We start from the raw sequence: 19,536 nt of genomic DNA on the forward strand, positions 1-19,536 counted from the left end.
CCCCGCCCCGTTGCCCCCACCCCGCCCCGCGCCCTAGCGTCGGGCCATGGCAACGCGAAGGCTCCGACCGGGGACCGGACGCCTCGGGGCGGCACTGCTGGCGGGCGCCCTGGCCGGCGTACTGGCGACCGGCTGCGGCGCCCCGGCGGCCACCGGAGCGGACGACGCGCACACCACCGCACCGCCCGCCGCCTCCCCCGCGCCACCCGCGCCACCCGAGGACCTGTGCACCCGGGTGGTCGCCCACTGGTCCCGCGAGGTGCTGGACGGCACCACGTACGGTGACTACCAGTCGATGGGCCTGTCCAACGGGCAGTACGAGATCCTGCGGAACGTGGTGGACGAGGCCCGCGCCGAGAAGGGGCGCGCCGGCGCCGCGGCGGCCGACGCGCTGATCGACCGCCGGGCCCGCGAGGGGTGTGTCGCGTGGTACCGCTCCGGCGGTCCGGGCGAGGGCCCCTGGCAGTGAACGCCATCGGCCCGGTCGAACCCGGCGAGGGCACGGCGGTCCCCCGGCCCGTGGGACGACGTCCCACCCCGGGCCGCCCAACTGCCCTGCGGGGACGCCCCCTTGCCGCGGCCCTGACCGCCGCCCTCCTCCTGGTCGCCGGCGGCTGCCTCTACGCGACCCGCCCCCACCTCCCGCCGCCCACGCCGCCCGCGCCGTCCCAACTGCCGTACCCCGCCCAGGTGGTGTACGTGACCTTCGTCGGACCGCACGCCCCGCCGCCCGGCTCCGGGCCGCAATCCTTCGCGTTCGAGGTGCTGTTGAGCGTGGACGCGGGTCCGGAGGTGACCGTGACCCGGGTGTCGCAGCCGTACGCCGGGCTGTCCCTGACCACGGCCCCGCGCACGCCCTTCCGGACGGAGGCGGGTGCCGCCCGCACGATCGTGATCACCATGCATGTCACGGAATGCGGAACGGTGCCGGAAAACGCCGGACTTCCTTTCCTCGACGTAACTCTACGTAATACGCGCGCAATACAAGAGCAGAGTTTCATCCTGGGGGCGAGGTATGCGCAGGCCCTCTCCCGGGCGCTGCAGGTAGCCTGCAGCAACGAATCCGGTCATCACCAAAACGCCCGAGACGCCTGATCGGGAAAACGGCGCGTCCTGCGGGTTCTCAGCATGCGGACAGGGCGAATCGGCCGGAATTCCGCTGTTCCACCCCCTCAGTACCGCTCTGCATTACCTCGTGTCATAACAAGAGCGTCACAGCCTTGGTCAGGGTCTCCTCCACCTTCCCTTCACGCGCCTAGAGTCACGGCCAGTCACCGCGAGGTCGGATTGTCACTTCGGCCCAGCGCTCGACTCGGCCTCTTCCAGGGGGAGGGGGCCGTGCCAGGGAAAGGACTGGATCGTGCGTCAACGTTCGCTCATCGCCATCACCGCCGCGCTGGCAGCGGGAGCACTCACCCTCACCGCCTGCGGCTCGCGCGACAGTGGCGACAAGGGTTCCGACTCCGGGGGGACCACGGTGGTCATCGGTGTCGACGCCCCGCTGACCGGTGACCTGTCCGCGCTGGGCCTCGGCATCAAGAACTCGGTCGATCTGGCCGCCAAGACGGCCAACAAGAAGAACTACGTCGACGGCGTCAAGTTCGAGATCAAGGCCCTCGACGACCAGGCGCAGCCCTCCTCGGGCCAGCAGAACGCCTCCACCCTCGTCGCCGACAAGGACGTCCTGGGTGTCGTCGGTCCGCTGAACTCCTCCGTGGCCGAGTCCATGCAGAAGGTCTTCGACGACGCCAAGCTGGTCCAGATATCCCCGGCCAACACCGGCCCGGGCCTGACCCAGGGCGCCAACTGGCAGACCAAGAAGGAGCGCCAGTACAAGTCGTACTTCCGCACGGCGACCACGGACGCCATCCAGGGTCCGTTCGCGGCGCAGTACGTCTTCAACGACGCCAAGAAGAAGAAGGTCTTCGTCATCGACGACAAGAAGACCTACGGCGCGGGCCTGGCCTCGACGTTCACCGCCGAGTTCAAGAAGATCGGCGGCCAGGTCGTCGGCACCGACCACATCGACCCGGACACCAAGGACTTCTCCGCGGTGGCCACCAAGGTCAAGAACTCGGGCGCCGACGTCGTCTACTACGGCGGTGAGTACCCGCAGGCCGGTCCGCTGAGCAAGCAGATCAAGGCCAGCGGCGCCAAGATCCCGGTGGTCGGCGGCGACGGCATCTACGACCCGACCTTCATCAAGCTCGCCGGCGCCAACGCCGCCGGTGACCTCGCCACCTCCGTCGGCGCCCCGGTCGAGACCCTCGCCTCGGCCAAGCAGTTCGTCGCCGACTACAAGGCGGGCGGCTACAAGGAGGAGTACGCGGCCTACGGCGGTTACTCCTACGACGCCGCCTGGGCGATCATCGAGGGCGTGAAGAAGGTCGTCGACGACAACGACGGCAAGCTCCCGGACGACGCCCGCGCCAAGGTCACGGCCGCCGTGCAGAACGTCTCCTTCGACGGGGTGACCGGCAAGGTCTCCTTCGACGAGTTCGGTGACGCCACCAACAAGCAGCTCACCGTCTACGCGGTCGAGAACGGTGCCTGGAAGGCGGTCAAGTCCGGCACCTTCACCGGCTGACCCACCCCGCACCACTCAGAACCACAGAGCCGCGCGGGGCGCTGTACCACTGGCGCCCCGCGCGGACTCGCATCCGGTTCCATCCGTCGAAACTATCCGAACCGTCTCGGAGGACATGCGGTGAACGAACTGCCGCAGCAGCTGGTCAACGGCCTGCTACTGGGATCCATGTACGGGCTGGTCGCCATCGGCTACACGATGGTCTATGGCATCGTCCAGCTCATCAACTTCGCCCATGGCGAGATCTTCATGATCGGAGGGTTCGGCGCCCTCACGGTCTACCTGTACGTGTTGCCGGACGGAACGTCGATGTGGGTGGCCCTGCCGCTGATGCTCGTCGGAGCCGTCATCGCCGCCGTCCTGGTCGCCGTAGGAGCGGAACGATTCGCCTACCGGCCGCTGCGCACCGCTCCGCGCCTGGCCCCGCTGATCACCGCGATCGGCCTCTCCCTGGCGCTCCAGCAGGCCGTCTGGGCCTGGTACCCCGGCGCCAAGGAGTCCATCAACTTCCCGGAGATCGCCGGCGGGCCCTTCGAGATCGGCAGCGTCACCATCCAGACCGGTGATGTGTTCCTGATCGTCGCCGCCCCGATCAGCATGGCGATCCTCGCGTACTTCGTCATGAAGACCCGCACCGGCCGCGGCATGCAGGCCACCGCGCAGGACCCCGACACCGCCAAGCTGATGGGCATCAACACCGACCGCATCATCGTGGTCGCCTTCGCCCTCGGTGCCGCGTTCGCCGCGGTCGGCGCCGTCGCCTACGGGCTGAAGTACGGCCAGGTGCAGTTCCGCATGGGCTTCATCCTCGGTCTGAAGGCCTTCACCGCCGCGGTCCTCGGCGGCATCGGCAACATCTACGGCGCCATGATCGGCGGGCTGGTCCTCGGCCTCGCCGAGACCATGGCCACCGCCTACATCGCCGACATCCCCGGCTTCGACCAGCTCGGCGGGCAGTCCTGGGCCAACGTCTGGGCCTTCGTACTCCTCATCCTCGTGCTGCTGTTCAGGCCCCAGGGCCTGCTCGGCGAGCGCGTGGCGGACAGGGCGTGATACCGATGACGACGCAGACCACCGCTCCGCTCAGCCCCAGTGCGCCCGTCGAGGGCACCCCCAAGGGCTTCATCGGTCTCCCCACCGCCGCCGGCCGCGCCCTCGCCACGGGCGGCAGCGCCCTGGCCGTGGTCTCCACCTTCCTCGCGTGGACGTGGACCTCCGAGTACCCCGGCGACCTCACCGTCTACGGCTACCCGGGCGGCCTGCAGGTCCTGGTTCTCATCGGCGGCCTGCTCGGCGTCCTGCTCGGGCTCGCGTCGTACGGCCTGTGGGGCCTCGGCAGGCTGTTCCCCGGCTCCGCCGACAGCGCGCTGAAGCTCGCCGTCCTCGGCACGTTCGTGACGGCCTGGTACACGGTCATCGACATCAGCGCCGAACTCGGCGGTGTCGTCAACCTGGAACCGGGCGCCTACGTCGTCGCCCTCGCCACCCTGATCGCCCTCGTCGGTGTCCTCGCGCTGCCCTTCACCTGGCCGGAGCCCGAGCCGATCGACCCCGAGGACACGTCCTGGGAGCAGTTCAAGCACCAGCGGCGCCAGAACTGGGCCGTCGTCAAGGCCGCCGTGGCCGCCAAGAGCCCCGGCCCGGCCCCCCAGCGGCCGGCCTTCGTCGACATCCTGGTCATCGTCGCCGTCATGGCGGTCGGCCTGATCGTCTTCACGTACGGCATCGGCACCGAGTACGACCAGCAGTTCATCGGCTTCCTGATCATCGTCGGCTTCGGCTTCGGCGCCCTCGCCAAGGCCGGGCTCGTGGCCCGGGTCTCGGCGATCACGGCCCGGCACCGCACCCTCACCATGATCAGCGCCTTCGTGGCCGCGGCCCTGTTCCCCTTCACCCAGTCCGACGACCAGTACGCGACGATCGGCGTCTACATCCTGATCTTCGCCACCGTCGCCCTCGGCCTGAACATCGTCGTCGGCCTCGCCGGCCTGCTCGACCTGGGTTACGTGGCGTTCCTCGGCGTCGGTGCCTACACCTCCGCCCTGGTCTCCGGGTCGCCCTCGTCGCCGCTGCACGTGCAGTGGCCGTTCTGGGCGTCGGCGCTGTGCGGTGCCGTGGTCGCCATGATCTTCGGCGTCATCATCGGCGCCCCGACGCTCCGGCTGCGCGGCGACTACCTGGCCATCGTCACCCTCGGCTTCGGTGAGATCTTCCGCATCACCGTGCTGAACATGGACGGCACCTCCGGTCCGGACGTCACCAACGGCTCGAACGGCATCTCGTCCATCCCGAACCTGGACATCCTCGGCTTCGACTTCGGCCAGGAACACACGATCCTCGGCTTCACCCTGGCCCGCTTCGCCAACTACTTCCTGCTGATGCTGCTGATCACGCTGATCGTGGTCGTGGTCTTCCGGCGCAGCAGCGACTCGCGCATCGGCCGGGCCTGGATCGCCATCCGCGAGGACGAGACCGCGGCCCTCGCCATGGGCATCAACGGCTTCCGCGTGAAGCTGATCGCGTTCGCCCTCGGCGCCTGCCTGGCCGGCCTCGCCGGTTCGGTCCAGGCGCACGTCACCTACACGGTGACGCCGGAGCAGTACCAGTTCGCCCACGTCGTGCCGCCCAACTCGGCCTTCCTGCTGGCGGCCGTCGTGCTCGGCGGCATGGGCACCATCTCCGGCCCGCTCGTCGGTGCCGCGCTGCTCTACCTGATCCCGGCCAAGCTCCAGTTCCTCGGCAACTACCAGCTCCTCGCCTTCGGTCTCGCGCTCGTCCTGCTGATGCGGTTCCGTCCGGAAGGCCTCATCCCCAACCGCCGCCGCCAGCTGGAATTCCACGAAGAGACGGAAGCACCCGCCGTCCTCACCAAGGCAGGGGCCTGACCACCATGACCACCGACACCACCACCAGGGACACCGCACCCGGCCCCGCCGTGCCCGGCGAGACCGTCCTCGACGCCCGCGGCGTGACCATGCGCTTCGGCGGCCTCACCGCCGTGCGCAACGTCGACCTCACCGTCAACGCCGGTGAGATCGTCGGGCTCATCGGCCCCAACGGCGCCGGCAAGACGACCTTCTTCAACTGCCTGACCGGCCTGTACATCCCCACCGAGGGCGAGGTCCGCTACAAGGGCACCGTCCTGCCGCCGAAGTCCTTCAAGGTGACCGCGGCCGGCATCGCCCGGACCTTCCAGAACATCCGTCTGTTCGCGAACATGACGGTCCTGGAGAACGTCCTCGTCGGCCGGCACACCCGCACCAGGGAAGGGCTCTGGTCCGCCCTGCTGCGGGGCCCCGGCTTCCACCGGGCCGAGGCCGCCTCCCGCGCCCGCGCCATGGAACTCCTGGAGTTCGTGGGCCTCGCGGGCAAGGCGGAGCACCTGGCCCGCAACCTGCCCTACGGCGAGCAGCGCAAGCTGGAGATCGCCCGCGCCCTCGCCAGCGAGCCGGGCCTGCTCCTGCTGGACGAGCCCACCGCGGGCATGAACCCGCAGGAGACCCGGGCCACCGAGGAACTGGTCTTCGCGATCCGCGACATGGGCATCGCGGTCCTGGTCATCGAGCACGACATGCGGTTCATCTTCAACCTGTGCGACCGCGTCGCCGTGCTCGTCCAGGGCGAGAAGCTCGTCGAGGGCGACAGCGCCACCGTCCAGGGCGACGAGCGGGTCGTCGCCGCGTACCTCGGTGAGCCCTTCGACAACGACCCCGGCGCGGCCGAGGTCGCCGAGGTCGAGGCCGCCGAGGCGCAGGCCGACACCGTGACGGACGCCGTGCCCGGCAAGGAGAACGACCGATGACCGCACTGCTCGAAGTCGAGGACCTGCGGGTCGCCTACGGCAAGATCGAGGCCGTCAAGGGCATCTCGTTCAAGGTCGAGGCCGGTGAGGTGGTCACCCTCATCGGCACCAACGGCGCGGGCAAGACCACGACCCTGCGCACCCTGTCGGGTCTGCTCAAGCCGGTCGGCGGGCAGATCCGCTTCGAGGGCCGTTCGCTGAAGAAGGTGCCCCCGCACCAGATCGTGTCGCTGGGCCTCGCCCACTCCCCCGAGGGGCGGCACATCTTCCCGCGCATGACGATCGAGGACAACCTGCGCCTCGGCGCGTTCCTGCGCAACGACAAGCCGGGCATCGAGAAGGACATCCAGCGCGCCTACGACCTGTTCCCGATCCTCGGTGAACGGCGCCGGCAGGCCGCGGGCACCCTCTCGGGCGGTGAGCAGCAGATGCTGGCCATGGGGCGCGCCCTGATGTCCCAGCCCAAGCTGCTGATGCTGGACGAGCCGTCCATGGGCCTGTCGCCGATCATGATGCAGAAGATCATGGCGACGATCGCCGAGCTGAAGTCCGGCGGCACGACGATCCTGCTGGTCGAGCAGAACGCCCAGGCCGCCCTGTCGCTGGCCGACCACGGCCACGTCATGGAGGTCGGCAGCATCGTGCTGTCCGGCACGGGCCGGGACCTGCTGCACGACGAGTCGGTCCGCAAGGCCTACCTGGGCGAGGACTGACCCGGCACACGACGAGGCCCGCGTCCCCCGCGAGGGGGGCCGCGGGCCTCGGCCGTGCGCGGGGGCGGGCGCTCAGCCCTTGGACGCCTTCTTCTCCTCGGCGTCCTGGATGACGGCCTCGGCGACCTGCTGCATCGACATGCGCCGGTCCATCGAGGTCTTCTGGATCCAGCGGAAGGCGGCCGGCTCGGTCAGTCCGTACTCGGTCTGCAGGATCGACTTGGCGCGGTCCACCAGCTTGCGGGTCTCCAGGCGCTGGGAGAGGTCGGCGACCTCCTTCTCCAGTTCCTTCAGCTCGGTGAAGCGGGAGACGGCCATCTCGATGGCGGGCACGACGTCGCTCTTGCTGAAGGGCTTCACCAGGTAGGCCATGGCGCCGGCGTCGCGGGCCCGCTCGACCAGGTCGCGCTGGGAGAACGCGGTGAGCATCAGCACCGGGGCGATGCGCTCCTCGGCGATCTTCTCGGCCGCCGAGATGCCGTCGAGCTTGGGCATCTTCACGTCGAGGATGACGAGGTCGGGCCGGTGCTCGCGGGCGAGCTCCACGGCCTGCTCACCGTCACCGGCCTCGCCGACGACCGAGTAGCCCTCCTCCTCCAGCATTTCCTTGAGGTCGAGGCGGATCAGGGCCTCGTCCTCGGCGATGACGACTCGGGTCGTCAGCGGAGGCACGTGCGACTTGTCGTCGTCGGGCGCGTCTACGGGCTGGGGCGACTCGGCGGTCACGGGGGCTCCTCGTTCAGGGCAGGGGTACTGCTGACAAGAGCCTACCCAGCTACGGTAAGGTGGGGACACGGCGGGTAGCCGCCGCCCTTCAATTTGAAGGGGGCCCCGGTAGCCCAGCGGTAGAGGCAATGGTCTCAAACACCATCCAGCGTCGGTTCGAATCCGACCCGGGGTACTTTTCTTAGGAATCCAAGGTCACCCTTTTCTGTGCGCCGACACCGGCCGCCGGAAAGGAAAAGAGGGCCCTCCGCAAGGGGGGCCCTTTTCCCATTCCGCGGTGTCCCGCTCACTTCGGCGCGTCGTCCTCACCGATGTGGTGCACGCGGACGAGGTTGGTGGAACCGGAGACACCGGGCGGGGACCCGGCCGTGATGACCACGACGTCACCCTGGGCGCAGCGGCCGTACTTCAGCAGCAGTTCGTCCACCTGGTCGACCATCGCGTCCGTGGAGTCGACGTGCGGGCCGAGGAAGGTCTCCACGCCCCAGGACAGGCTCAGTTGCGAGCGGGTGGCCGGGTCCGGGGTGAAGGCCAGCAGCGGGATCGGCGAGCGGTAGCGGGACAGGCGGCGGGCGGTGTCGCCGGACTGGGTGAACGCGACCAGGAACTTCGCGCCCAGGAAGTCGCCCATCTCGGCGGCCGCCCGCGCCACCGCGCCGCCCTGGGTGCGGGGCTTGTTGCGGTCGGTCAGCGGCGGCAGGCCCTTGGCGAGCATGTCCTCCTCGGCGGCCTCGACGATCTTCGCCATGGTGCGGACCGTCTCGATCGCGTACTTGCCCACGCTGGTCTCGCCCGAGAGCATCACCGCGTCGGTGCCGTCGAGGACCGCGTTGGCGACGTCGCTGGCCTCGGCGCGGGTGGGACGGCTGTTCTCGATCATGGAGTCGAGCATCTGGGTGGCCACGATGACCGGCTTGGCGTTGCGCTTGGCGAGCTTGATCGCCCGCTTCTGGACGACGGGCACCTGCTCCAGGGGCATCTCGACGCCGAGGTCGCCGCGGGCGACCATGATGCCGTCGAAGGCGGCGACGATGTCGTCGACGGCCTCGACGGCCTGCGGCTTCTCGACCTTGGCGATGACCGGCAGCCGGCGCCCCTCCTCGTCCATGATGCGGTGGACGTCCTCGATGTCGCGGCCGCTGCGCACGAAGGACAGCGCGATGACGTCGAAGCCGGTGCGCAGCGCCCAGCGCAGGTCCGCCTCGTCCTTGTCGGACAGGGCGGGCACCGAGACGGCGACCCCGGGCAGGTTGAGGCCCTTGTGGTCGGAGACCACGCCGCCCTCGACGACCTCGGTGTGCACGTGCGGGCCGTCGACGGAGGTCACCTCGAGGCAGACCCTGCCGTCGTCGACGAGGATGCGCTCACCGGCGGTGACGTCGCCCGCCAGGCCGGCGTAGGTGGTGCCGCAGCGCCGCCGGTCGCCCTCGACGCCGGGTTCGACGGAGATGGTGAAGGCGTCGCCGCGTTCAAGGAGTACGGGTCCTTCGGCGAAGCGGCCGAGGCGGATCTTCGGGCCCTGAAGGTCGGCGAGGAGACCGACGCTGCGGCCGGTTTCGTCGGCGGCCTTGCGGACGCGCCGGTAGCGCTCCTCGTGTTCGGCGTGGCCGCCGTGGCTGAGGTTGAAGCGGGCTACGTCCATTCCGGCGTCGACCAGGGCTTTGATCTGGTCGTACGAATCGGTGGCGGGGCCCAGGGTACAGACGATCTTTGCTCGGCGCATGAGTCGAGCCTAGGCCTTACCGCCGGGTAGGCAATTGGCCGCGCATGACGACTCAACCACCGCTGGATGAAGGGTTATTGACAAGCGTTGAATTGTGCGGCCGGGCGCTCCGATGAGCATTTCCACGGCGCTTTTCTTGTTTTTCCCCGGTCCTTCTCGCCCGTCCGGGTGAGGCAGGTCACCAGATCGCAACCTCGTGGACCTGTTGCGGCCGGTCATGCACGGGTCAGAATCTACGCGCGCTGATCTACGCGCGTCGTACCGTTCGCCCGAGGAGCCCCAGACATGCCCCTGAACCGCCGGAAGTTCCTGACGAAGACCGCCGTGACCGGGGCGGGGGTGGCGATCGCGGGCGCGGCTGCGGCTCCGGCGGCGCAGGCCGCGGACGGGCCGGCCGCGAAGAAGCCCAAGCAGCCCAAGCGGTACGCGCTGACCGTGATGGGCACGACCGACCTGCACGGTCACGTCTTCAACTGGGACTACTTCAAGGACGCGGAGTACAAGGACGCCGCAGGCAACGCGCAGGGCCTGGCCCGGATCTCCACCCTGGTGAACCAGGTGCGCGCCGAGAAGGGCCGCTGCAACACGCTGCTGCTGGACGCCGGCGACACGATCCAGGGCACCCCGCTGACGTACTACTACGCCAAGGTGGACCCGATCACCGCCGAGGGCGGCCCGGTGCACCCGATGGCCCAGGCGATGAACGCCATCGGCTACGACGCGGCCGCGCTCGGCAACCACGAGTTCAACTACGGCATCGAGACCCTGCGCACCTTCCAGGACCAGCTGGACTTCCCGCTGCTCGGCGCCAACGCGGTCGACGCCAAGACGCTGCGGCCCGCCTTCCCGCCCTACTTCATCAAGACGTTCCACGTGCCGGGGGCCAAGCCCGTCAAGGTCGCCGTGCTGGGCCTGACCAACCCGGGCATCGCGATCTGGGACAAGGCGTACGTGCAGGGCAAGCTGAAGTTCGAGGGCCTGGAGGAGCAGGCCGCGAAGTGGGTGCCGAAGCTGAAGTCGCTGGGCGCGGACGTGGTCGTGGTCTCGGCGCACTCGGGTACGTCGGGGACGTCGTCGTACGGCGACCAGGTGCCGTACGTGGAGAACGCGGCCGCCAACGTCGCCCGGCTGGTCCCGGACATCGACGCGATCCTGGTCGGACACGCGCACCTGGAGATCCCGGAGCTGAAGGTCGTCAACGAGAAGACGGGCCGCACGGTCGTGCTGTCCGAGCCGCTGGCGTTCGCCGAGCGGCTGTCGCTGTTCGACGTCGAGCTGGTCTTCGACAAGGGCCGCTGGAGCGTGGAGTCGGTCTCGGCGAAGGTGCTCAACTCCAACGCGGTCGCCGACGACCCGCGCATCACCAAGCTGCTGGGCGACGAGCACGCCAAGGTCGTCGCGTACGTCAACCAGGTCGTGGGCACCGCGACCGCGACCCTGACGACCGTCGAGGCCCGCTACAAGGACGCCCCGATCATCGACCTGATCACCAAGGTGCAGGAGGACGTGGTCAAGGCGGCCCTGGCCGGCACCGCGTACGCCTCGCTGCCGGTGATCGCCCAGGCGTCGCCGTTCTCCCGCACCTCACAGATCCCGGCCGGCGACGTCACCATCCGGGACCTGTCCGGCCTGTACGTCTACGACAACACGCTGGTCGCCAAGCTGATGACCGGCGCGCAGGTGCGGGCGTACCTGGAGTACTCCGCGCAGTACTTCGTGCAGACGCCCGCGGGCGCGGCGGTCGACGTGGAGAAGCTGACCAACTTCGGCGGCCGCCCGGACTACAACTACGACTACGTGTCGGGTCTTTCGTACGACATCGACATCGCCCAGCCGGCCGGGTCCCGCATCAAGAACCTGACGTACGGCGGCGCCCCGCTGGACGACGCGCAGCAGTTCGTGCTGGCGGTGAACAACTACCGGGCCAACGGCGGCGGCGCGTTCCCGTACGTCGCCACGGCGCAGGAGCTGTGGTCGGAGTCCACGGAGATCCGCACCCGGATCGCCGAGTGGGTCACCGCGAAGGGCGTGCTGGACCCGAAGGACTTCGCGTCGGTCGACTGGAAGCTCACGCGCGACGGCACGCCGGTCTTCTAGCCGCCGCGAGGGGGGTTCCCGGGCCTGGGCGGCGGCCACGGCGACCGCGGTCGTCGGGGCGCCGTCGCCCGGGTCCGGCCGGGCGCTACCGGCCGTCGGTCAGCGGGGTGAGGGCCGGGGCCTTCGCCCCCTGCGGCGGGACGCGCGGGTGCGGGTCCAGGCCGAAGGTGGTGAAGGCCGTGCGGCCGGGCAGGGGGTAGGTCTCCTTGCCGGTCAGGGTGTTGAGGATGGTCGCGCTGCGCCAGGCGGCCAGTCCGAGGTCGGGGGCGCCGACGCCGTGGGTGTGCCGCTCGGCGTTCTGGACGAACACCGCGCCGGTGACGGACGGGTCGAGCACCAGCCGGAACTCCTCGTCCACGCGCGGGCGTCCGGCGCTGTCGCGGCGCAGGTACGGGTCGAGGCCGGCGAGGACGCCCTCCAGGGGGCGTTCGCGGTAGCCGGTGGCGAGGACGACGGCGTCGGTGGTGAGCCGGGACCGGGTGTCCTGCTGGACGTGCTCCAGGTGCAGTTCGACCCTGGTGGTGGCCAGGCGGCCCGCGGTGCGCACGCGGACGCCGGGGGTGAGGACGGCGTCGGGCCAGCCGCCGTGCAGGGTGCGCCGGTACAGCTCGTCGTGGACGGCGGCCAGGGTGCCCGCGTCGACGCCCTTGTGCAGCTGCCACTGGGCGGCCACCAGCCGGTCCCGCACGGCTTCGGGCAGGGCGTGGAAGTAGCGGGTGTAGTCGGGCGTGAAGTGCTCCAGGCCGAGCTTGGAGTACTCCATGGGCGCGAACGCCTCGGTGCGGCCGATCCAGTGCAGCGCCTCGCGGCCCGCCGGACGGCGGCGCAGCAGGTCCAGGAAGACCTCGGCACCGCTCTGGCCCGAGCCGACGACGGTGACGTGGCCGGCCGCGAGGATCGCCTCACGGTGGGCGAGGTAGTCGGCGGCGTGCACGACGGGCGCCCCGGGCGCGTGGACGAGGGGGCGCAGCGGCTCGGGGACGTACGGCTCGGTGCCGACGCCGAGGACGACGTTGCGCGTGTAGGTGCGGCCGAGGGCCTCGGCCTCGCCGTCGGCGTCGAGCTGGGTGAAGTCCACCTCGAACACCTCGCGTTCGGGGTTCCAGCGCACGGCGTCGACCTGGTGGCGGAAGTGCAGTCCGGGCAGGTTCTGGGCGACCCAGCGGCAGTAGGCGTCGTACTCGGCGCGGTGCAGGTGGAAGCGCTCGGCGAAGTAGAACGGGAAGAGCCGGTCGCGGGACCTGAGGTGGTTGAGGAACGTCCAGGGGCTGGCCGGGTCGACGAGGGTGACCAGGTCGGCGAGGAAGGGCACCTGCACCCGGGCGTCGTCGAGGAGGAGCCCGGGGTGCCAGTCGAAGCCGGGGCGCTGTTCGTAGAACACGGCGTCGAGTTCGGCGAGCGGCTGGGCGAGGGCGGCGAGGGAGAGGTTGCACGGCCCGATGCCGATGCCGACGAGGTCGCGGGGGCGGTCGGGGGTGCTGCGCGGGGCCGCCGGGGCGGGGGACGGGTCCGGGGTGGGAGACGGGTCCGGGGTGGGGATCATCTGGGGGTGCTTCCTTCCACCAGGTCGAGGAGTCCGGCCAGGTCGGCGTGCCGGGTGTGGGGGTTGAGGAGGGTGGTCTTGAGCCAGAGCCGGCCGTCGGCGCGGGCCCGGCCGAGGACGGCGCGGCCGTCGGCGAGCAGGGTGCGGCGTACGGCGGCGACGGCGTCGTCCGTGGCCCGCGCGGGCCGGAACAGCACGGTGCTGATCACGGGCGGGGCGTACAGGTCGAGGCCGGGCCGGGCGGCCACCTGGCCGGCGAACTCCTCGGCGAGGGCGCACACCCGGTCCACGAGGGCGCCGAGTCCGCCGCGGCCCAGGGTGCGCAGCGTGACGGCGATCTTCAGGACGTCGGGGCGGCGGCTGGTGCGCAGGGAGCGCCCGAGGAGGTCGGGCAGGCCGGCCCCGGTGTCGTCGTCGGCGTTGAGGTAGTCGGCGCGCTGGTGGAGCGCGGCGAGGTCGTCCGGGTCGCGGACCGCGAGCAGGCCGGCGGCGACCGGCTGCCAGCCGAGCTTGTGCAGGTCGAGGGTGACGGTGTCGGCGGCGTCGAGCCCGACCAGCTTCGCGCGGTGCCGTTCGCTGAACAGCAGGCCGCCCCCGTAGGCGGCGTCGACGTGCAGGCGGGCGCCGTGGGCGGCACACCGGGCGGCGATGCCGGGGAGCGGGTCGATCAGGCCGGCGTCGGTGGTGCCGGCGGTCGCCGCGACCAGCACAGGACCCGGGAGCGCGGTGAGGGCCGCGTCCAGGGCGGCCGGGTCGAGCAGGCCGGCCGGGGCGGGCACGACCACCGGCTCGGGCAGGCCGAGCAGCCAGGCGGCGCGCGGCAGGGAGTGGTGGGCATTGGCCCCGTGCACCAGCCGCAGACCGGGCCCGTGGCGTTCGCGGGCGAGCAGCAGGGCGAGCTGGTTGGACTCGGTGCCGCCGGTGGTGACGAGGGCGTCGGCGAGGCCCGCGTGCCGGGCGAGGACCCGGGTGACCCGTGCCTCCAGCGCGGAGGCGGCCGGGGCCTGGTCCCAGGAGTCGAGGGAGGGGTTGAGGGCGGTCGCGGCGAGGTCGGCGGCGGCCGCGACGGCGAGCGGCGGGCAGTGCAGGTGGGCCGCGCACAGCGGGTCGGCCGGGTCGGCGGCGCCCTCGGCGAGCACCCGCACCAGCGTGGCGAGCGCGCCGGGGTCCCCGTCCTCGGGCAGGACGTCCCCCAGCGCGTCCCGGACCCGCGCGTCGACGGCCCCGGGACCGCCCGCGGGCAGCGGCCCGCCCCGCGCGCGGTCCCCCTCGGCGAGCGCGTCCAGCACGACACCGAGCAACGCCCGCAGGGCGAGGGTGCCTTCGGGGCCCGAGGCGAGGGGCGGCGTGCTCATGGTCGTCCTCCCGGGAGCGACGCGTACGGACGCTTCCAGCGTGTACGCATCACACGCCACCGCGCCCGCGAACCCCGGCGATCAGAACCCGAAAGGGGGTACTGCCGGGCGCGGGGCACCTCTTGGGGGCACGACCGGGATATGGGACAGGGCACGACCCGGGGGGCCGTGCCCTGTGACGAGCGGCGGGACGGGTCAGGCCGGCGTCGTGCGGACCCTCAGCGCGCGGGACAGGTCGTCGAGCTGGTCGACCAGCTTGCGGCGCAGGGCCGGGGTGGCCTCGTCCCGGGCCAGGCACGCCTCGCCCAGCCGCAGGGCCTCCTCGTCCACCGCGTGGGCCGGGAACGCCCAGCGGCCGGCCGCCTCGGCCATCGCGGTGCCCCGGCGGGCGGCGAGGCCGACGGCGTCGTCGTAGAAGCGCGCCACGTACGGCCGGAGCAGGTCGGCCTGTTCGGGCTGCCAGAAGCCCTGCGCGGTGGCCGTGAAGAGGTAGTTGGACAGGTCGTCCCGGACGAACATCGCCTCCCAGGCCCGCTCCTTGGCCTCCGCGTCCGGCAGCGCCGCGCGGCACCGGGCGGCGCCCTCCTGGCCGGTGGCGGACGGGTCGCGCTCCAGCTCGGCGGCGATGGCGGCCTCGTCGGTCGCGCCGAGCACGGCGAGCCGGCCGAGGACGCGCCAGCGCAGGTCGGGGTCGAGTTCCGGGCCGCCGGGCACGATGCCGTCGGCGAACCAGGCGGCGATCGTGTCGGGGTGCGCGGCCACGTCGATGAAGTGGCGCACGGCGATCAGCCGCAGGCCGGGGTCGTCGCCGTCCTCGGTGCGCCGGATCAGGTCCCGGCACAGCGCGGCGAGCCCGGCGAGCGCGGCCGGACGGTCCTCGGGGGCCACGTACCGGTCGGCGATCTGCCCGGTGGCGAAGGACATGACGCCCTGGACGAGGGCGAGGTCGCGCTCGTGCGGGAGGTGGGTGCGGGCCACCTCCAGGTAGGCGGCGGGCGCCAGGTCGCCGTCGCGGACGGCGTCGCGCAGGGCGCTCCAGACGACGGCGCGGGTCAGCGGGTCGGGCAGCCCGCACAGGCCGGTGCGGACCGCCTCGAAGGAGTCCGCGTCGAAGCGGATCTTGGCGTAGGTGACGTCGCCGTCGTTGAGCAGCAGCAGCGCGGGCTTCTTGCCGATCGGCTGCGGGGCGCTCTGCGGCACGTCCACGTCGACGCGCTCGCGCAGCACCAGCCGGCCCTCGTCGGAGAGGTCCTGGTCGTACAGGCCGACGCAGATGCGGTGCGGGCGGCTGCCGGTGCGCTCCACATTGAGCACCCGGTCGCCGTTGGTGCCGCTGACGGTGGGGACGAGCGTGTCGACGCCGGTGGTGCGCAGCCACGCGTCGGCCCAGGCGTGGACGTCGCGGTCGGTGGCGGAGGCGAGGGAGTCGATGAAGTCGGCGAGGGCCGCGTTGCCGAACCGGTGCCGGGCGAAGTGCACGTTGATGCCGGCGAGGAAGTCCTTCTCACCGAGCCAGGCGACCAGTTGGCGCAGTGCGGAGGCGCCCTTGGCGTAGGAGATGCCGTCGAAGTTGAGCATCGCGGAGGCGGTGTCGGGGACGGCGTCGGGGGCCACCGGGTGGGTGGAGGGACGCTGGTCGGCGTCGTAGCCCCAGGGCTTGCGGACGACGCCGAACTCGGTCCACGGGTCGGTGAAGCGGGTGGCCTCGGTGAGCGTCTGGTAGCCCATGTACTCGGCGAACGACTCGTTCAGCCAGATGTCGTCCCACCAGCGCAGGGTGACGAGGTCGCCGAACCACATGTGGGCCATCTCGTGGGCGACGACCATGGCGCGGGTCTGCCGCTCGGTGTCGGTGACGGCGGAGCGGTAGACGAAGTCGTCCCGGAAGGTGACCAGGCCCGGGTTCTCCATGGCGCCGGCGTTGAACTCGGGGACGAACGCCTGGTCGTAGGAGTCGAACGGGTAGGGCTCCTCGAACTTCTCGTGGTAGCGGTCGAAGCACTGCCGGGTGATCTCGAACAGTTCGCCGGCGTCCGCGTCGAGGTGGGGTGCCAGCGAGCGGCGGCAGTGCAGGCCGAAGGGCAGTCCGCGGTGCTCGGTGCGCACGGAGTGCCAGGGGCCGGCGGCGACGGCGACCAGGTAGGTGGAGATCAGCGGGGTGGGCGCGGCCCGCCACGTGCCGTCGCCCAGGTGCTCGGTGACGCCGTTGGCGAGGACGCTCCACCCCTCGGGGGCCCGCACGGTGAGCTCGAAGACGGCCTTCAGGTCGGGCTGGTCGAAGGCGGCGAAGACGCGCTGGACGTCCTCCATGAACAGCTGGGTGTAGAGGTAGGTCTCGCCGTCGGTGGGGTCGGTGAAGCGGTGCATGCCCTCGCCCGTGCGCGAGTAGCGCATGGTCGCCTCGACGCGCAGCTCGTGCTCGCCCGCCGTGAGGCCGTCCAGCGGCAGGCGGTTGCCGTCCAGGGCCCCGGGGTCCAGCGGCTGTCCGTCGAGGGTGGCGGAGTGCAGCTCGGCGGGCTTGAGCTCGACGAAGGTGTCCGCGCCCGTGCGCGCGGTGAACCGGATGGCGGTCGACGACGCGAAGGTCTCGGCACCGCCGGTCAGGTCGAGCTCGATGGTGTAGCGGTGGACGTCGAGGAGCTGGGCACGGGTCTGCGCTTCGTCGCGCGTCAGTACGGACATGGACGACATGCTGCCTGATGGTGTGGTCCGGGCACAGGGCCGGACCGGTACGCGTGCTATGTCCCGTCCGGCGCGGCAGCCGGCGCGGCGGGGTGAGCGCCGGGGTCCCGTCGGACCGGGTCCCCGGCGGGGTGAGCGCCGGGGTCCCGTCGGACCGGGTCCCGTCAGACCGTGTCGCGCCGCTCCGCGTCCCGCCGGGCGGCGTCGCGCTGGGTGGGGACGCGGGCGTCCGGGCGGGGCAGGGCCTGCACGGGGGTGCGCGGGTCGCCCGGGCGGGGCAGGGCCGCGGCGGTGGTGCGCGGGTCGTCCGGGCGGGGGCCGGGCGCGGCGCCGGCCTCGACCAGGGCACGCAGTCCGCGGACCTCCCGCTCCAGGGCCAGCCGGCGCTGGTGGGCGTCGTACAGGTAGCGGACCTTGGTGCGCAGGGACCCGGGGTCGACCGGCTTGGGCAGCAGGTCGGCGACGCCGAGTTCGAAGGCGGCCGAGGTCAGCGCGGGGTCGAGGCCGAAGCCGGTGAGCAGCACGACGGGGATGTGCTGGGTCTGCTCCAGGCGGCGCAGGTAGCGCACCACGTCCAGGCCGCTCACGTCGGGCATGCACACATCGAGCAGGACCAGCCCGACCCGGCCGCGCAGCACTTCCTTGAGGGCCTCGTCACCGCCGGCGACACAGCACAGCCGGTGGCCCAGGGGGGCGAGCGCGCTCTCCAGCGCGTACCGCGTGTCCCTGTGGTCGTCGACGATGAGGATCCCGGCATCCGACGGCATGGCCCACGTCCCTCCCGCGGCAGGACCACCAGTTTACGTCGGCCCCCTGACGGTGGGTGCCCGCCGGCTCACGAACGGTGCGCGCCGCGGCCGGTTTCCGACGGTGCCCCGCCCGCGGCCCCCCGCGCGCCGCCCGGCGGATCACGCCAGGTCAGCCGCCGGAGACCGGCGCATCGCCGACCGCGTCGTCCGCGATCCGCTCGTGGTGGCGGATCACCTCGGCGATGATGAAATTGAGGAACTTCTCAGCGAAGGCGGGATCCAGCTTGGCGCTCTCGGCGAGCGAGCGCAGCCGGGCGATCTGCCGGGCCTCGCGCGCCGGGTCGGCGGGCGGCAGCTGGTGGCGGGCCTTGAGGTGGCCGACCTGCTGCGTGCACTTGAAGCGCTCGGCGAGCATGTGGACGACGGCCGCGTCGATGTTGTCGATGCTGTCCCGCAGCCGCGCGAGCTCCTCGCGCACGGCCGGATCGACGTCACCGGTTCCGTTGGTGCTGGTGGTCATGGGCGTTCACCCTAGTCCGTCCGGGGCACCGGCCCCGCACCGCTCGGACACCGCCGGGGCGGCGCGGGTCCCCGTACAGTGGAAGCGGGTGCACGGCTGGCTTGGGGGTGCGGGCGTGGCGGACGGCGGACCGGTCGAGCGCGGTTACCCCCACCTGGAGACGGTGCGGGCGGCGATCACCGCGCTGTACAAGCGGCTGTCCTACGACACCATCCACGCGTTCGACACCAGCGTGGCGCCGGTCGACGTGGCGTTCTGCGACACCGACGACCTGTACCTGGGCGCGCAGCGGGTGGCGCGCGAGCTGGTGCGGCACTACCGGCTGCCGGACGCCCGGCTGGTCGTCGGCTTCCGGCGGATGGAGCACGCGGCGAACATCGAACTCACCGCGGGCCCCGAGTACTTCGTCGAGCTGAACGACCGGTTCCGCACCCATCGCCGGGACATCGGCGCGGCCCTGGCGCACGAGATCGCGCACGTGTACCTGCACCGGGTGGACCTCTCCTTCCCCGGCACCCGGGACAACGAGATCCTCACCGACACGGCCACGACGTACCTGGGCGCGGGCTGGCTGCTCCTTGACGCGTTCCGGGAGGACGGGGTGTCCTCGCAGAAGCTGGGCTACCTCACGCCGGAGGAGTTCGGGTACGTGCTGGCGAAGCGGTCGCTGGTGTTCGGGGAGGACCCGTCGGCCTGGTTCACCAGTCCGCAGGCCTACGAGGCGTACGGACGGGGCCTGGAGCGGGCCCGCTCCGACGCGTGCCGGCCCCCGCTGACGGCGGCGGGCTGGACGGGCCGGCGGCGCTACGCCCGCGACCGCCGCCACGCCCAGGCCCACCGGCCGGACCCGGCGCCGGACGTCCCCTACTCGTTCACGGGGGACTCCCCCGGCCCGCTGCGCGTGACGTTCCCCTGCCCGACCTGTCACGCACGCGTCCGGGTACCGGTGCGGGGCCGGGTACGGGCGCGGTGCGGCCTGTGCCGCACGATCCTGGAGTGCGACACCTGACACCGGCCGGCCGCCAGGGACTGCCTCGGC

16 protein-coding genes and 1 tRNA gene are annotated in these 19,536 nt (G+C 71.7%); 10 read left to right on the forward strand and 7 right to left on the reverse strand.

Annotated features, from left to right (window positions below):
- Nucleotides 1-46 precede the first annotated feature (46 nt).
- The 7 genes from E4U91_RS09100 (at nt 47) to E4U91_RS09130 (ending at nt 7,102) form a co-directional block, all read left to right on the forward strand.
- Nucleotides 47-469, forward strand: coding sequence for a hypothetical protein (locus E4U91_RS09100; protein ID WP_241678538.1), 423 nt, complete (start codon nt 47-49; stop codon nt 467-469).
- Nucleotides 466-1,095 carry a Tat pathway signal sequence domain protein gene (locus tag E4U91_RS09105; RefSeq protein ID WP_137306376.1) on the forward strand — a complete coding sequence of 210 codons (630 nt, stop codon included), beginning with the start codon at nt 466-468 and terminating at the stop codon, nt 1,093-1,095. The genes E4U91_RS09100 and E4U91_RS09105 overlap by 4 nt, the downstream gene beginning before the upstream one ends.
- Nucleotides 1,096-1,360: 265 nt before the next feature.
- Complete coding sequence (locus E4U91_RS09110) at nt 1,361-2,587, forward strand: branched-chain amino acid ABC transporter substrate-binding protein (RefSeq protein ID WP_137306377.1); 1,227 nt, start codon at nt 1,361-1,363, stop codon at nt 2,585-2,587.
- A 120-nt stretch (nt 2,588-2,707) separates the two neighbouring features.
- Entirely contained in the window at nt 2,708-3,640 is a 933-nt protein-coding gene (locus tag E4U91_RS09115) for a branched-chain amino acid ABC transporter permease (RefSeq protein ID WP_067231986.1), read from the forward strand.
- A gap of 5 nt (nt 3,641-3,645) precedes the next feature.
- Nucleotides 3,646-5,472, forward strand: a complete 1,827-nt coding sequence (locus tag E4U91_RS09120; protein ID WP_137306378.1) for a branched-chain amino acid ABC transporter permease — start codon at nt 3,646-3,648, stop codon at nt 5,470-5,472.
- Between the two features lie 5 nt (nt 5,473-5,477).
- Nucleotides 5,478-6,389: an ABC transporter ATP-binding protein gene (locus E4U91_RS09125; protein ID WP_137306379.1), complete on the forward strand. Its 912-nt coding sequence runs from the start codon at nt 5,478-5,480 to the stop codon at nt 6,387-6,389.
- On the forward strand, nt 6,386-7,102 hold the full coding sequence (locus E4U91_RS09130) for an ABC transporter ATP-binding protein (protein WP_067231983.1): 717 nt from the start codon (nt 6,386-6,388) through the stop codon (nt 7,100-7,102). Before E4U91_RS09125 ends, E4U91_RS09130 begins: the two co-directional genes overlap by 4 nt.
- 72 nt (nt 7,103-7,174) lie before the next feature.
- Here the strand turns inward: E4U91_RS09130 and E4U91_RS09135 are convergent, their stop codons facing one another.
- Complete coding sequence (locus E4U91_RS09135) at nt 7,175-7,828, reverse strand: ANTAR domain-containing response regulator (protein WP_137300431.1); 654 nt, start codon at nt 7,826-7,828, stop codon at nt 7,175-7,177.
- 102 nt (nt 7,829-7,930) lie between these two features.
- Here E4U91_RS09135 and E4U91_RS09140 point away from each other — a divergent pair.
- Nucleotides 7,931-8,003: transfer RNA gene (locus tag E4U91_RS09140), tRNA-Leu, on the forward strand.
- 111 nt (nt 8,004-8,114) lie between these two features.
- On the opposite strand, the gene pyk is transcribed toward E4U91_RS09140, so the two are convergent.
- Complete coding sequence (gene pyk / locus E4U91_RS09145) at nt 8,115-9,551, reverse strand: pyruvate kinase (RefSeq protein ID WP_137306380.1); 1,437 nt, start codon at nt 9,549-9,551, stop codon at nt 8,115-8,117.
- 285 nt (nt 9,552-9,836) lie between these two features.
- Here pyk and E4U91_RS09150 point away from each other — a divergent pair, with 285 nt between their 5' ends.
- Nucleotides 9,837-11,648: a bifunctional metallophosphatase/5'-nucleotidase gene (locus E4U91_RS09150; RefSeq protein WP_137306381.1), complete on the forward strand. Its 1,812-nt coding sequence runs from the start codon at nt 9,837-9,839 to the stop codon at nt 11,646-11,648.
- A gap of 85 nt (nt 11,649-11,733) precedes the next feature.
- Here the strand turns inward: E4U91_RS09150 and E4U91_RS09155 are convergent, their stop codons facing one another.
- The 5 genes from E4U91_RS09155 to E4U91_RS09175 form a co-directional block, all read right to left on the reverse strand.
- Nucleotides 11,734-13,191, reverse strand: coding sequence for a lysine N(6)-hydroxylase/L-ornithine N(5)-oxygenase family protein (locus tag E4U91_RS09155; protein ID WP_137306382.1), 1,458 nt, complete (start codon nt 13,189-13,191; stop codon nt 11,734-11,736).
- A complete protein-coding gene (locus E4U91_RS09160; protein ID WP_137306383.1) occupies nt 13,188-14,546 on the reverse strand; it encodes a pyridoxal phosphate-dependent decarboxylase family protein in 1,359 nt (452 codons plus the stop codon). The genes E4U91_RS09155 and E4U91_RS09160 overlap by 4 nt, the downstream gene beginning before the upstream one ends.
- Before the next feature lie 195 nt (nt 14,547-14,741).
- Entirely contained in the window at nt 14,742-17,228 is a 2,487-nt protein-coding gene (gene pepN, locus E4U91_RS09165; protein ID WP_137306384.1) for an aminopeptidase N, read from the reverse strand.
- A 164-nt stretch (nt 17,229-17,392) separates the two neighbouring features.
- Nucleotides 17,393-17,995, reverse strand: coding sequence for a response regulator (locus E4U91_RS09170; protein ID WP_137306385.1), 603 nt, complete (start codon nt 17,993-17,995; stop codon nt 17,393-17,395).
- Between the two features lie 151 nt (nt 17,996-18,146).
- Nucleotides 18,147-18,497, reverse strand: coding sequence for a chorismate mutase (locus tag E4U91_RS09175; RefSeq protein ID WP_137306386.1), 351 nt, complete (start codon nt 18,495-18,497; stop codon nt 18,147-18,149).
- A 115-nt stretch (nt 18,498-18,612) separates the two neighbouring features.
- Here E4U91_RS09175 and E4U91_RS09180 point away from each other — a divergent pair, with 115 nt between their 5' ends.
- The gene (locus E4U91_RS09180; RefSeq protein WP_137310737.1) at nt 18,613-19,506 is read left to right on the forward strand and encodes a hypothetical protein; all 894 of its coding nucleotides are present in this window, start codon (nt 18,613-18,615) and stop codon (nt 19,504-19,506) included.
- The last annotated feature ends 30 nt before the right edge of the window (nt 19,507-19,536 follow it).

It is taken from the genome of Streptomyces lasalocidi (assembly GCF_005280215.1).
GTDB classification, from domain to species: domain Bacteria; phylum Actinomycetota; class Actinomycetes; order Streptomycetales; family Streptomycetaceae; genus Streptomyces; species Streptomyces longwoodensis.

What these genes read in the sequence shown, in the direction of transcription:
- E4U91_RS09100 (WP_241678538.1), top strand. Translation starts at nt 47, where the DNA reads ATGGCAACGCGAAGGCTCCGACCGGGGACCGGACGCCTCGGGGCGGCA.
- E4U91_RS09120 (WP_137306378.1), top strand. Translation starts at nt 3,646, where the DNA reads ATGACGACGCAGACCACCGCTCCGCTCAGCCCCAGTGCGCCCGTCGAG.
- E4U91_RS09125 (WP_137306379.1), top strand. Translation starts at nt 5,478, where the DNA reads ATGACCACCGACACCACCACCAGGGACACCGCACCCGGCCCCGCCGTG.
- E4U91_RS09130 (WP_067231983.1), top strand. Translation starts at nt 6,386, where the DNA reads ATGACCGCACTGCTCGAAGTCGAGGACCTGCGGGTCGCCTACGGCAAG.
- pyk (WP_137306380.1), bottom strand. Translation starts at nt 9,551, where the DNA reads ATGCGCCGAGCAAAGATCGTCTGTACCCTGGGCCCCGCCACCGATTCG.
- E4U91_RS09150 (WP_137306381.1), top strand. Translation starts at nt 9,837, where the DNA reads ATGCCCCTGAACCGCCGGAAGTTCCTGACGAAGACCGCCGTGACCGGG.
- E4U91_RS09155 (WP_137306382.1), bottom strand. Translation starts at nt 13,191, where the DNA reads ATGATCCCCACCCCGGACCCGTCTCCCACCCCGGACCCGTCCCCCGCC.
- E4U91_RS09160 (WP_137306383.1), bottom strand. Translation starts at nt 14,546, where the DNA reads ATGAGCACGCCGCCCCTCGCCTCGGGCCCCGAAGGCACCCTCGCCCTG.
- pepN (WP_137306384.1), bottom strand. Translation starts at nt 17,228, where the DNA reads ATGTCCGTACTGACGCGCGACGAAGCGCAGACCCGTGCCCAGCTCCTC.
- E4U91_RS09170 (WP_137306385.1), bottom strand. Translation starts at nt 17,995, where the DNA reads ATGCCGTCGGATGCCGGGATCCTCATCGTCGACGACCACAGGGACACG.
- E4U91_RS09175 (WP_137306386.1), bottom strand. Translation starts at nt 18,497, where the DNA reads ATGACCACCAGCACCAACGGAACCGGTGACGTCGATCCGGCCGTGCGC.